General features: G+C 75.5%; 13 protein-coding genes. 5 read left to right on the top strand and 8 right to left on the bottom strand.

Features of this window, described 5'->3' with window-relative positions; genetic code table 11:
• Positions 1–651 (bottom strand): hypothetical protein (locus tag GTR02_RS14430; protein ID WP_166608188.1); only part of this gene is annotated, 651 nt, incomplete at its 3' end.
• An 8-nt stretch (positions 652–659) separates the two neighbouring features.
• The gene (locus tag GTR02_RS14425) at positions 660–1,073 is read right to left on the bottom strand and encodes a DUF6958 family protein (RefSeq protein ID WP_166608187.1); all 414 of its coding nucleotides are present in this window, start codon (positions 1,071–1,073) and stop codon (positions 660–662) included.
• 151 nt (positions 1,074–1,224) lie between these two features.
• Between GTR02_RS14425 and GTR02_RS14420 the strand changes: the two genes are divergently transcribed.
• The 3 genes from GTR02_RS14420 to GTR02_RS14410 all read left to right on the top strand — a co-directional run bounded on the left by GTR02_RS14420 (position 1,225) and on the right by GTR02_RS14410 (position 3,546).
• Positions 1,225–2,082 carry a DUF4394 domain-containing protein gene (locus GTR02_RS14420; protein ID WP_166608186.1) on the top strand — a complete coding sequence of 286 codons (858 nt, stop codon included), beginning with the start codon at positions 1,225–1,227 and terminating at the stop codon, positions 2,080–2,082.
• Positions 2,083–2,287: 205 nt separating this feature from the next.
• Positions 2,288–2,800: a sigma-70 family RNA polymerase sigma factor gene (locus GTR02_RS14415; RefSeq protein WP_420814733.1), complete on the top strand. Its 513-nt coding sequence runs from the start codon at positions 2,288–2,290 to the stop codon at positions 2,798–2,800.
• Complete coding sequence (locus tag GTR02_RS14410; protein WP_205709291.1) at positions 2,797–3,546, top strand: zf-HC2 domain-containing protein; 750 nt, start codon at positions 2,797–2,799, stop codon at positions 3,544–3,546. Before GTR02_RS14415 ends, GTR02_RS14410 begins: the two co-directional genes overlap by 4 nt.
• 6 nt (positions 3,547–3,552) lie before the next feature.
• Here GTR02_RS14410 and GTR02_RS14405 read toward each other — a convergent pair whose 3' ends face one another.
• From GTR02_RS14405 to GTR02_RS14395, 3 genes are all read right to left on the bottom strand, one after another.
• Positions 3,553–4,416 carry a carbohydrate ABC transporter permease gene (locus tag GTR02_RS14405; protein ID WP_420814732.1) on the bottom strand — a complete coding sequence of 288 codons (864 nt, stop codon included), beginning with the start codon at positions 4,414–4,416 and terminating at the stop codon, positions 3,553–3,555.
• 62 nt (positions 4,417–4,478) lie between these two features.
• Positions 4,479–5,423 (bottom strand): ABC transporter permease subunit, encoded by a 945-nt coding sequence (locus tag GTR02_RS14400; RefSeq protein WP_205709289.1) that lies wholly within the window; start codon positions 5,421–5,423, stop codon positions 4,479–4,481.
• Complete coding sequence (locus GTR02_RS14395; RefSeq protein ID WP_166608185.1) at positions 5,420–6,802, bottom strand: ABC transporter substrate-binding protein; 1,383 nt, start codon at positions 6,800–6,802, stop codon at positions 5,420–5,422. The genes GTR02_RS14400 and GTR02_RS14395 overlap by 4 nt, the downstream gene beginning before the upstream one ends.
• Before the next feature lie 118 nt (positions 6,803–6,920).
• On the opposite strand from GTR02_RS14395, the gene GTR02_RS14390 reads away from it, so the two are divergent.
• On the top strand, positions 6,921–7,967 hold the full coding sequence (locus GTR02_RS14390; RefSeq protein WP_166608184.1) for a zinc-binding dehydrogenase: 1,047 nt from the start codon (positions 6,921–6,923) through the stop codon (positions 7,965–7,967).
• A 75-nt stretch (positions 7,968–8,042) separates the two neighbouring features.
• Positions 8,043–10,292 carry an excinuclease ABC subunit UvrA gene (locus GTR02_RS14385; RefSeq protein ID WP_166608183.1) on the top strand — a complete coding sequence of 750 codons (2,250 nt, stop codon included), beginning with the start codon at positions 8,043–8,045 and terminating at the stop codon, positions 10,290–10,292.
• Positions 10,293–10,313: 21 nt separating this feature from the next.
• Here the strand turns inward: GTR02_RS14385 and GTR02_RS14380 are convergent, their stop codons facing one another.
• From GTR02_RS14380 to GTR02_RS14370, 3 genes are all read right to left on the bottom strand, one after another.
• Positions 10,314–10,961, bottom strand: coding sequence for an MOSC domain-containing protein (locus tag GTR02_RS14380; RefSeq protein WP_166608182.1), 648 nt, complete (start codon positions 10,959–10,961; stop codon positions 10,314–10,316).
• Between the two features lie 43 nt (positions 10,962–11,004).
• The gene (locus GTR02_RS14375; protein WP_166608181.1) at positions 11,005–11,937 is read right to left on the bottom strand and encodes a nucleoside hydrolase; all 933 of its coding nucleotides are present in this window, start codon (positions 11,935–11,937) and stop codon (positions 11,005–11,007) included.
• 89 nt (positions 11,938–12,026) lie between these two features.
• Positions 12,027–12,242 (bottom strand): hypothetical protein (locus GTR02_RS14370; RefSeq protein WP_205709288.1); only part of this gene is annotated, 216 nt, incomplete at its 5' end.

Here is a 12,242-nt window from a genome sequence, read left to right as displayed (position 1 = left end):
GCAGTCGCCGTACCCACCGTCGGGTCCCGCGTCCCCGTCCACGACCGGCTCGCCGTCGCCGCGCCGGCCGTAGGCCTCGCGCGTGGCGACGAGGACGGCGGCGATCTCCGGGCCCAGCGCGACGGCCAGGGCGTTGAGGTGGGCCGCCTGCGCCCGAGCCGCCTCGGCGCGGACCCCGGGACGGCCGGCCGGCGGCGGTGCGTGGTGGCGCGCGGTGCCGGACACCGCGCACAGCACGGCCAGCGCGGCAGCGCGCGCATCGGCGGGCCGGCCACCGGGCCGCAGGGCGTCCAGGAGTCGCTCGCGCGCCCGGTCGCGGACGTCCACGGCACGCACGCCGAAGCCGCGGCGGGCGACGAGGCCCAGCACGCGGTGCACGTCCCGCTCGACGAGGCCGGCCCGCTCCGCCGGCCCCACGACCTCGCCGAGCGCCGTGGCCGAGCGCTCGAGCACGGGCGACCCCGCCCACCGGGAGCGCGGCACCGGGCGCCCGCCCGCGAGGAGCTCCTCGCACAGCAGCGCGCCGGCCAGGACCAGCTCGACGGGGCCCCGCGTGACGCAGCGGCAGCGGGGAGCGAGCGCCAGCAGCAGCACCTCGGTGGGCAGCTGGGCGGGCCCCGAGCCGCCGGGGGCGGGGACGGACGCGGTCACGCCGCTCCTCAGCCGGCCAGGGGCGGCGGCGGCGGCCCGACCCAGCGCCGCAGGCGCTGCGCGCCCGCACCGGGGACGCGCTCGATCTCGCAGCGGGCCTCCAGGTCGACCTTGGTGAAGGTCACGCAGTTGCGCAGGCGCCCGCCCGGGAACAGCGCGTCGGCACCGAAGCGCTCCTGCGCGGTCCGCACCAGGTGGCTCAGCGGGACGGCGCCGTCGGCGTCGGCGTCGGCGTCCAGCACCTCGAGGAGGTGGGCGCGCACGGCCTCGTACTGGGCCGCGTCCATCGTCCAGCCGCCGTCCACGCCGCCGGGACGCCCGGCGTTGAGCATCAGCACCCGGCCGCGCGCGCGGGCCGCGGCGTCGGCGGCCCAGGCGGTGGCCGGGACGGGCCCGCGGTGCGGGTCGGGGACGGCGCTCACGCGCCCAGCATGACCGCTCGGGCGCGGGCGGACCGGGAAACCTCACACGCGGGCGGAACTCGTGCCCGCCGCGGTGAACGCGCCCGCCGCGACGCGCGTACCCACGTCCGAGCCCGGCACGGACGCTGGGCCGACCACCTTGGAGGACACCGTGCGCAAGCCCGTCACCGCTCTCGCCGTCGCCGCTCTCGTCACCGCCGTCGCCGCGGCCCCCGCCGCCGCCAGCGGCCCCAGCTCGAAGTCCTCGTCCTCGTCGTCGTCCAACCAGCACCGCGCCGTCGGCCTCGTCGGCGGCACCGAACTCGTCACCTTCAGCACCCGGGACCCGCGTCGCAGCGGCCCCGTGGGCACCGTGACCGGCCTGCAGCAGGACACCCGCCTCGTCGGGATCGACGTCCGCGTGCAGGACGGCAAGCTCTACGGCGTGGGCGAGCGGGGCGGCATCTACGTCCTGGACACCACGACCGCGAAGGCCACCTTCGTCCAGCGCCTCACGATCGCCCTCGAGGGCACGAACTTCGGCGTGGACTTCAACCCGGCCGCCAACGCGCTGCGCGTCGTGAGCGACACCGGCCAGAACCTCCGTCAGCCGCTGGCCACCGCCGGTGCGGCGACCGTCGCCGACACCCCGCTGACCACCCCCCCGGCCGCGGGCACCACCGCGGGCGTGACGGCGGCCGCCTACACGAACAACGACCTGGACGCCGCCACGGCCACGACGCTGTTCGTCCTGAACACCACGGCCGACACCGTGGCCGTCCAGTCGCCCGCCAACGCCGGCACGCTGGCCGCCACGGGTTCGCTCGGCGTGGACGCCGCGGCCCCCGCCGGCTTCGACATCAGCTCCACGCTGGTCAAGGGCAGGACGGTCTCGGTCGCCGGGTACGCCAGCCTGTCCGTCGGTGGGAAGAGCGGCCTCTACTCGGTCTCCCTGCTCACCGGGCAGGTCACGCGCGTCGGTACCTTCGCCTCTGACGTCACGGACATCGCCCTGCCGCTGCAGCGCTGAGGCCCGGGCTCCCGCCGGCCACCGCCGGTGGGGGAGGCCCGGTCCTGAGCGAGGGGGCAGGACCGGGCCGCACCCGCACGACGCACGGCCCGCCCGGGAGGGCGGCACGAGAGGAGCCGAGGTGGCACTGCGGTCCCCGCGACGCTCCCGGGCGCGCCCGGCCGGGCGGCCCGACCCCGCTCCTGCCGCCGGCGCCGACGAGGCGCTGCGCGACGAGATCGCCGTGGCCCGCGCCTACGACGCCCACGGCGCGGAGCTGTACCGCTTCCTGCTCCGCTCGCTGGGGGACGCGGGCAGCGCGCAGGACGTCGTCCAGGAGACCTTCCTGCGCGCCTGGCGCGCGGGGGACCGCTTCGACCCCTCGCTCGGCAGCCTGCGGACGTGGCTGTTCTCCATCGCCCGCAACGCCATGCTCGACCACGTGCGGGCCGCGGGGGTGCGGCCCTGGCAGGTGGCCCTCGTCGACGACGCGTCGGCGTCACCGCACGCCGGCGACGACCCCAGCGAGCGCCTCCTGCGCGGCTGGGTCGTGGAGGAGGCGCTGCGCCGGCTCTCCGCGGAGCACCGCACGGCGATCGTGGAGACGTACCTGAAGGACCGGCCGTACGCCGAGGTGGCGGCCGAGATGGACCTGCCGGTGGGGACGCTGCGCAGCCGGGTGTTCTACGGGCTGAAGGCCCTGCGGGTCGCGATGGACGAGATGGGGGTGGAGCCGTGAACGCCGACGACTCCACCGGTGCGCGCCGCGGCGGGCCGAGCCACCGCGAGCTGCGCGAGATGCTCGGCCCCCTCGTGCTCGGCGCCCTCCCCGCGCCGGAGGAGGTCGCGCTGCGCGCCCACCTCGACGGGTGCGCGGCCTGCCGCGCGGACCTGGAGGAGCTGGCCCCCCTGGCGGGCGACCTGCTCCTCGTCGACCCCGACCGCACCCCGGGACCGGTCGCGCCGCCGCGCGAGCTGGGTGTCCGGATCGCCGCGGCCGTCGGGGCCGAGTCGGTGCTGCGCGAGCGCCGCGACCGCCGCGAGACCCGGCGCGGACGCCTGCGCACGGTCCTGGTCCCGGTGGCCGCCGCGGCCGCGGCCGCCGTGGTCACGGCGATCGCGGTGCTGCCCGCGGACCCCCCGCCGGCCGCACCCTCGGTGGCGTTCGAGCAGCTGCCGCTGCGCCCGGTCGACCCCGCCGTGAGCGCGGACACCGCGACCGTGGTCCCGCACACGTGGGGCGTCGAGGTGCGGCTCGTGGCGTCGGGCTTCGACGCGGGCGCGACCTACCGGGGCGTGGTGCGCACGCGCGACGGTCGGCTGCTGCCCGCCGGGGAGTTCCTCGGCACGGGCGCGAAGGCGGTCACGTGCAACATGCAGGCCGCGGTCCTGCGCACCGACGCGGTGGACTTCACCGTGGTCGACGCCGAGGGCCGCACCGTCCTGGACCTGGCGCTGCCCCCGAAAGCGGTGCCGCGCGGCTGACCGGGCTCAGCCCTTGTCGGCGCCGCTCGTGAGGCCCTCGGTCAGGGCACGCTCGGTGAGCCCGTAGAGCAGCACGATGGGCACGGTCAGGATGACCGACCCCGCCATGAGGACGGTCTTGGGCACCTCGATGCCGTTGGACAGCTGCGCCAGCCCCAGCGAGACCGTCCAGCGGTCGGGCTGGGCCGACAGGAACAGCAGCGCGAACAGGAACTCGTTCCAGGCGATCATGAACACGTACAGGCCGGTCGAGGTGATCGACGGCATGGCCAGCGGGAGCACCACCCGGCGCAGGACGGTCAGGCGCCCGGCGCCGTCGACGGCGGCGGCCTCCTCGATGCTCTGCGGGATGGTCTGGAAGTAGCTGCGCAGCATGTGGATGGACACCGGGACGGTCTGCACCACGTAGACCAGCACGAGCCCGACCAGCGAGGACTGCAGGCCGAGGCGGGCGAACACGATGAACAGCGGCACCGCCAGGACGACCGTGGGGAACAGGTACACGGCGAGGAAGAAGGTGCTGACCTGAGCCCGTCCGAGGAAGGGCAGCCGGGACACGGCGTAGGCGCCGGGGATCGAGACGGCGATCGTCACCGCCACCGTGGCCAGCGCCACGAGCGCCGAGTTCCGCAGGAACAGCCCGAACCCCTGGCCGCCCGCGTCGACGGGTGCCAGCACGGTCCGGTAGGTCTCCACCGTGAGGGTCTCGAGGCCGAACCAGAGGCTCGCCGGATCCAGGAGCAGCGCCTCGATCGGGACGACGCTCAGCAGCAGCATGTAGAGGAACGGGAACACCGTCACGACCACGAGGACGCCGATCACGACCCACCGCAGCACCCCGAAGGCGCGCTCCTGCGAGGTGTGCCGCACGGTCCGCCGACCGCCGCCGGACGGCCGTTCCACCGCGAGCCCCGTCGTGCCGGTCACCGTGGTCACGACTCCTCCTGACGGCGGACGAAGAACCGCACGTAGCAGTACAGGGCGACGGCGAGGAACACCGACAGGACGACGGCCTGCGCCGCGGCGCCGCCGACGTCGAAGCGGCCGGTGAGGGTGTCGTAGACGCGGACGGCGGCGATCTCCGTGCCCGCGCCGCCCCCGGTGAGCAGGTAGACGTCGTCGAACTTGTTGAACGTCATGATCAGGCGCAGCACGCAGAGGAGGGCGATGACGGGCGCGAGCTGCGGCAGCACCACGTGCCGGAACCGCTGCAGCAGCGACGTCCCGTCCACGACGGCGGCCTCCTCGATCTCCTTCGGCACCGCGAGGAGCCGGGCGGTGAGGAACATGAAGGCGAACGGGAAGTAGCGCCACACCTCGAAGCCGACGACGGTCGCCAGGGCCCACGTCCGGTCACCCAGGAAGTCGATCGGCTCGTCCCAGCCGAGGAAGGAGGTCCCCCACGCGTTGAGGACGCCGAACTGCGGGTTGAGCATCGTCTTCCACGTGAAGGCGACGGCCACGACCGGGGCGACGTAGGGCAGCAGGAGCAGCGCACGCACCACACCGCGGCCGGGGAACGGCCGCCGCAGTGCGAGCGCCGCCGCGAGCCCCACGGCGAGCGAGCCGGCGGTCGCGGCGACCGAGTACACGACGGTGTTCAGCAGGGCCTGCCAGAACCCGCTCCCGGTGAACACCTCGACGAAGTTCTCCACCGACAGGGACTGGAACAGCCCGGCGTCGCGGACCTGGAGCAGGGTCAGGTCCTGGAACGCCAGGACGACGTTCCACAGCACCGGCACGACGATGACCGCGACCACGACGACGACCGTCGGCGCGACCATGAGGAGCCCGTCGCGGTTGTCGCGCGCACCGGTCCCCCGCCCCCGCGGCACGCGCGCCGGTGGAGCGGGGCGCACGGCGGTGGGCGCGCTCACGTCAGGGACCTCTGGATCTCCTCGACCGCTTCGGCGGCCTCGCGCGCGCCCTCGCGCGCCGACGTCCCGCCGCCCGCGATCTCCGCGAGCACCTTCGGGACGGGCAGCTCGGCGTTCACGGGGCCGAGCAGCGCCCCCTGGCCCTCGGGGATCGCCCAGCGCTGCAGCGTGTCCGCCACGCGGCCGATCTCGTCCATGGTCTGCCTCCCGTACACGTCGGCGAGGGGTCTGCGACGGTCGACGCCGGCCGGCAGCGTCGGCCACGCGTCGGTGAACTCCGTCGGCGCCGCGGGCGTCCCGCGCCGTGCGGGGTACTTGCCCTCGGGCGCGATGGCCAGGGCGGCGAGGTAGCCGGTGGACATCATGTGCTCGACGTAGTCCGCGGCCGCCGGTCCGTGCGTGCCCGTGATGGCCCACGAGCTGACCTCGCCGTAGCTGACCGGCTCGGCGCCGTCGGGACCCTGCACGGCCGTGACGATGCCCGTGGTGCGCGCCAGCCACTCCGGGTCCGCACGGCACTCGGGGCACGTGGGCAGCGCGTCGTCGCGCAGACCCGCCAGCTCGTCGAGCAGGAACGTCGACCAGATCGTCATGGCGGCCTGCCCGGCGAAGTACGTGGCGCGCGTGGAGTCCACCGTCTGCGTGCCCGAGGGCGAGGAGCGGGTCAGCTGCCCGTACAGGTCGAACGCGGCCCGGCACGGGGCCGCGTCGAGCCCGACGTCGCCGGCGTCGTCCACGAGCGCGCAGTCGTTGCCGAGCGCGAGGCTCTCGAAGGTCTGCGACGTGAACGGGTCGCCGGGGTCCGTCGCGAGGGTGATGCCCTTGCGCTCGGGGACCGTGAGCACCCGCGCAGCGTCCGCGATCGTCGCGTACGTCGTGGGCGGGGCGAGGCCGGCGCGCTCGAACAGGTCCTTGCGGTAGACGAGGATCTGGGCCCACACGTCGGAGGGGACGGCGAGCTGCTCCTGCCCGTCCCGGGTCAGGGCCAGGGAGGTGTCGGAGAACGTCGCCGGGTCGAGCCGGCGCACGACGTCACCGGCGGCCGCCGTGTCGAGGAGGTCCTGCTCGGCGAGCTGCCGCACGACCCCCAGCGGCAGGCCGGCGATGACGTCGGGCATCGTCCCCGACACCGCGGCCGAGACGATGAGGGACGGCAGCTGGGACTCGTCGACCGGCACCTGGTCGATGCGCACCCCGGAGCTGCGCGTGAAACCCGCGTCGATCGCCTTCGCGGCGGCGATCCGGTCGGGCTGCCCGTCGAGGTTCCAGACGGTCAGGACGTCGGCCTCCTGCGCCCGAGGCCCCGCCGTGCAGGCGGTTCCGCCCGCGGCGACGAGCAGGGCGGCCGCGAGTGCGGGGAGCACGCGGTGGCGGGGCATGCGACCTCCTCCGTCGGCGGTGGCGCCCATGCAAGCACGGCGGGCCTCCCGGCGCCACGACGACCGCGGGGGCGGAACCGGGCGCAGGATGGCAGGACGCCGTCACCCGGAGGAACCCGTGCCCCGCACCGTCCGCTTCACCGCCCCCCGGACCGTCGACGTCGTGACGGAGGAACCCGGCGCCCTCGGGGCGGCCGACGTCCGGGTGGCGACCTCCTCGACGGGCATCTCGGCGGGCACCGAGCTGACCGCCTACCGCGGCACGAACCCCTACCTGACGCGCACGTGGGACCCCGGCCTGCGGCTGTTCGGGACCGCCGCCACCGGGTCGCCGGCGTACCCGCTCCTCGGGTGGGGGTACTCCGAGGTCGGCACGGTGGTGGAGGTGGCCGCCGACGTGGTCGACCCCCGGCCCGGCGACGTGGTGTGGGGCATCTGGGGGCACCGCTCCGCTGCGGTCGTCCCGGCCGCCGCGGTGGCCGGCCACCGGCTTCCCGCGGGCCTGGACCCGGTGGCCGGGTGCTTCGTCCGGGTGGGGGCCATCGCCCTGAACGCCGTGCTGACCGCCGACGTGGGCGTCGGCGACACGGTGGTCGTCGTGGGGCAGGGCGTCATCGGGCTGCTGGCCACCCGCTTCGCCGTCCTGGCGGGCTGCCGGGTCGTCGCCGTGGAGGGTGTGCCCGCGCGCCGGGAGGTGGCCCTGGCCCTCGGCGCCGACGCCGCCCTCGCCCCGGGGCCGGAGGCGGCGGTGGAGGTGCGGCACCGCACGCGCGGACGGGGAGCCGACGCGGCGATCGAGCTCAGCGGGAGCGCCGCGGCCCTGCACGAGGCGACGCGGCTGGTGGGCGCGGACGGCCGCGTGGTCGCCGCGGGCTTCTACCAGGGGCAGGCGGCGGACCTGCGGCTCGGCGAGGAGTTCCACCACAACCGGGTCGAGGTGCTCGCGTCCCAGATCGGCGCCGTCCCGCAGCGCAAGCGCGCCCGCTGGGACGTCGCGCGACTGCAGGAGACGGTCGTCGGCCTCCTCGCCGCCGGGACCCCCGACGTGACCGCGCTCGTCAGCCACCGCTTCGACCTCGAGGACGCGGGTGCGGCCTACGAGCTCCTCGACCGCCGCCCCGGCGAGGCGCTGCAGGTCGTGCTGGACGTGCGGCCGCAGCGTTGACCGCCACCGCCGCCCGGGAGAGGCTGAGGCGGGCCGCGCGGGCGGGCCGTCGGCGACGAGGAGGACGGGTCCCCCATGGGCGGCAGTCAGCACATCGAGGTCCGCGGGGCCCGCGAGAACAACCTCCGCGACGTCTCCCTCGACATCCCCAAGGGCGCGATCACCGTGTTCACGGGCGTGTCCGGGTCCGGCAAGTCGTCGCTGGTGTTCGGCACCATCGCGGCGGAGTCGCAGCGGCTGCTGAACGAGACGCACACCGCGTTCGTCCAGAACTTCCTGCCGAGCATCCCGCAGCCGGACGCCGACGCGCTGCGCAACCTCTCGGCCGCGATCGTCGTCGGGCAGGAGCGCATGGGCGGGAACAGCCGCTCGACCGTCGGGACGGTGACCGACCTGCAGACGATGCTGCGGCTGGTGTTCGCGCGGCTGGGGGAACCGCGCGTCGCGCACGCGTCGCAGCTGTCGTTCACGTCGCCGGAAGGGATGTGCCCGCGCTGCGAGGGGCAGGGCCGCGTCGACGACATCGACCTCGACGAGCTGCTCGACTGGGACCTGTCCCTGAACGCCGGCGCCATCAAGCTCGCCGACTACCAGCCCGGCAAGTGGTTCCACCAGATCTTCACCGAGTCGGGGTTCTTCGACAACGACAAGCCGCTGCGGGAGTTCACCCCCGCGGAGCTGCAGACGTTCCTGCGCGGCGAGACGGCCAAGGTCCGGACGGCCACCATGACCCTCACGTACGAGGGCCTGGTCGACAAGTTCCGCCGCACGCACCTCGCGAAGGACTACGCCTCGCTGCAGCCGCACGTCCAGCGGGTCGTGGACCGCGTCGTCACGTCGCAGCCCTGCCCCGACTGCGGCGGCAGCCGGTTCAGCGCGGCCGTCCTGGACTGCCGCGTCGCGGGCCGCAACATCGCCGAGTGCACGGCCATGCAGGTCACGGACCTGCTGGCGTTCCTCGACGCGCTGGACGCCCCGTCGATCGCCCCGCTGCTGACGGCGCTGCGGGCCCGCCTCGGCGACCTGGTGTTCATCGGCCTCGGCTACCTCTCGCTCGACCGCTCGAGCCCCAGCCTGTCCGGTGGCGAGGCGCAGCGCGTGAAGATGGTGCGGCACCTGGGTTCTGCGCTGACCGACCTGACGTACGTCTTCGACGAGCCGTCCGTCGGGTTGCACCCGCACGACCTCGGGCCGCTGACCACCATGCTGCGCCGGTTGCGGGACAAGGGGAACACCGTGCTCGTCGTGGAGCACAAGCCCCTGCTCATGAGCATCGCCGACCACGTCGTGGACATGGGGCCGGGCGCGGGCGCGGCGGGCGGGCGGGTCGTCTACGAGGGGACGTTCGCCGGGCTGCGCGAGGCCGACACGAGGACGGGACGCCGGCTCGCGCAGCGTCCCGCGCTGCGCGAGCGGGTCCGGGAGCGCACGGGCAGCATCGCGGTGCGCGGGGCGGCGCTGCACAACCTGCGCGGGATCGACGTCGACGTCCCGACGGGCGTGCTCACCGCGGTCACGGGGATCGCGGGCTCGGGCAAGAGCTCGCTGGTGCTGGGCGCGCTCGCGGCCGCGTGCCCCGGCGCGCTGGTCGTGGACCAGAGCATCGCCCGGGGTTCGCGCCGGTCGATGACGGCCACCTACACGGGCGTCATGGACGACGTCCGCAAGGCGTTCGCGAAGGCCAACGGGGTTCCCGCGTCGTTGTTCAGCGCGAACTCCGCGGGAGCGTGCCCGACGTGCAACGGGCTGGGCAGCATCTACACCGACGTCGGGTTCATGGACCAGATCGTCACGGTGTGCGAGTCGTGCGAGGGCAGCCGGTACCTCGACGAGGTGCTCACCCACCGGCTGCGGGGCCTGAACATCGCGGAGGTCCTCGCGCTGTCGGCCGCCCAGGCCGCCGAGCACTTCACCGAGAAGCCCGTGCGCTGCACCCTGTCCGCGATGGTCGACGTGGGCCTCGGCTACCTGGGGCTCGGGCAGACCCTGAACACGCTCTCGGGCGGCGAGCGGCAGCGCCTCAAGCTCGCCCTGGAGCTCGGCACCCCCGGCGGTGTGTACCTGCTGGACGAACCCACGACGGGCCTGCACCTGGGCGACGTCGAGGTGCTCGTCGGCCTCCTCGACCGGCTCGTGGACGGCGGCAGCACGGTCGTCGTCGTGGAGCACCACCTCGACCTCGTCAGCCAGGCCGACTGGGTCGTCGACCTGGGGCCCGGGGCGGGTCACGAGGGCGGCACCGTGGTGTTCGAGGGCACCCCGCGCGCGCTGGCGGCGGCGGCCACGACGACCGGGGAGTGCCTGCGGGAGCACCTCGCCGCCTGACCGGAGCGCGGCGGTGCCGCGTCAGCCGCCGGTGCGACGCCCGACCACCTCGGCGTCCTCGGGCGGCAGCTCGGGGACGTCGCGCAGCAGCGGCAGCAGCTCCGGTTCCGTGGTGAAGGCCGCGAACGCCGTCGCCACCGTCACGCCGTGCGCCGGGACGTCGAGGACCCGCACCTCCGCACCGGCCTGCAGGGTCCCGGGCACCAGCACGCGCAGGTAGGCCCCGGGCACGCGGGCCCGGGTGAACCGCGGCAGCCAGCGCCGCTCCCCCAGCCACACCGCGAACGTCACGCACGGGATCCGCGGGCACGACACCTGCAGGACGACGTCCCCGACGGCCCACGTCTCGCCGATGACCGCCCCGTTCACGGCGAGGCCCGCCGTGGTGAGGTTCTCGCCGAAGGTGCCGTTCGGCAGGTTCCGCCCGAGTTCGGTCTCCCACGCGTCGAGGTCCTCGCGCGCGTAGGCGTACACGGCCTGGTGGTCGCCGCCGTGGTTGGCCGTGTCGCTGATGTGGTCGCCCACGAGGCCGCTGCCGCCGGTCCCCTTCGGCCCCGGCGCCCGCACCGCGACGGGGCCGGCGACGGGCCGCTTGTCGATGCCGCTGGTCCCCGACTTCGCCGCGACGGGGCGCCGCGCACCGACGTTGACGCTCAGGAGGCGGGGCACCCCGCCACCGTACGCAGCCGCGGGGCCGGGCGGTACGGGGTTCTCAGCGGCCCCCGAGGCGGTCCAGGAACAGCTCCGTGAACCCGGCCGCGTCCACGGCCACCGCGACCCGGGCGTTGGCCTCGAGCGTCGTGCCCGGCGCGTCGAGGAAGTCCGCGAGCACCACGCCGCGCAGCGTGTCGCCCGTCTCGACGGCCACGTGCGCGTCGCGCCACGTGAGCAGGTCGGGGCGCGTGACGGCCGCGACCGCCAGCGGGTCGTGCAGCGCGCAGGAGAGCCCGTCGCCGCCCTCGGTGCGGCCGTGCTCGATCCAGGCCTCCGCGTAGCGGCCCGCGAAGGCCAGGAACGGCTCCTCGCTCGCGGCCATCCGCCGGGCCGTGGCCAGGTCCAGGCGCACCTGCTCGGTCACGTCGAGGCCCACCCACTCCGCGCGCACGCCCGAGGTGAGCACGACGTGCACCGCCTCGGGGTCGTTCCAGACGTTGAACTCCCCGGGCACGCGCGCGTCGTGGGTGCCGCCGAGGAACCGCCCGCCCATGACGACGAGCCGCTTGAGCCGCGCCGCGAACCCCGGGTCGAGCCGGACCGCGAGCGCCACGTCGGTCAGCGGCCCGATCGCGACGAGCGTGACCTCGCCGGGGTGGGCGCGCACGTGGTCGACGAGGGCGACGGCGCCGTGGCCGTCGCGGGGCGCGCGCACGGGCGTGCCCGCGGGCACCGACCCCGACCGGGCCTGCGGCCGCAGCAGCGGCCGGCTCGCGCCCCGGTGCACGGGGACGTCGGGGTGCCCGAGCCGGTGCAGGAGCTCCAGCGTCAGGACGGTGGCCGTCTCGACGTCGGTGTTGCCGTTGACGGTCGTGACGAGGTCGAGGGCGATGCCCGGGTCCGCGAGCGCGAGGGCCAGCGCGAAGCCGTCGTCGATGTCGCTGCCCGGCGCACCCATCGCCAGGTCGGTGTCCAGGACCACGTGCTCCACGGCGGGCTCCTCGGGCGGCGGCGACCCGGTCCGTCGTCGGGCCGGGACCCCGCACGCTACTCAGCCGCCGTGCCGGCTCCCGCACCACGTCACCGGCGCCGCACACGGCCGGCGACGAGTCCCGCGACGCAGCCCGCGGTGACGAGGCCGCCGGCGATCCCGACGGCGAACGGCAGGACGCCGGTCGAGCCGAGGACGTTCAGCCCGGCGGCGACGGCCAGCAGCGCCCACAGCCAGGCCCCGGGGGCCCGCGCGGTCGTGGCGCCGGTGGTGGTCCGGCGAGTGGTGGTGGGGTCGGGCACGGG

It is taken from the genome of Kineococcus siccus, assembly GCF_009906795.1.
GTDB lineage: Bacteria > Actinomycetota > Actinomycetes > Actinomycetales > Kineococcaceae > Kineococcus > Kineococcus siccus.
Note: the sequence above shows the minus strand (reverse complement) of the source record. Positions and strands in the feature narration are given on the sequence as shown.

Excerpts from the sequence above, each read along its gene's own strand:
- GTR02_RS14385 (WP_166608183.1), top strand. The coding sequence starts at position 8,043 with ATGGGCGGCAGTCAGCACATCGAGGTCCGCGGGGCCCGCGAGAACAAC.
- GTR02_RS14395 (WP_166608185.1), bottom strand. The coding sequence starts at position 6,802 with ATGCCCCGCCACCGCGTGCTCCCCGCACTCGCGGCCGCCCTGCTCGTC.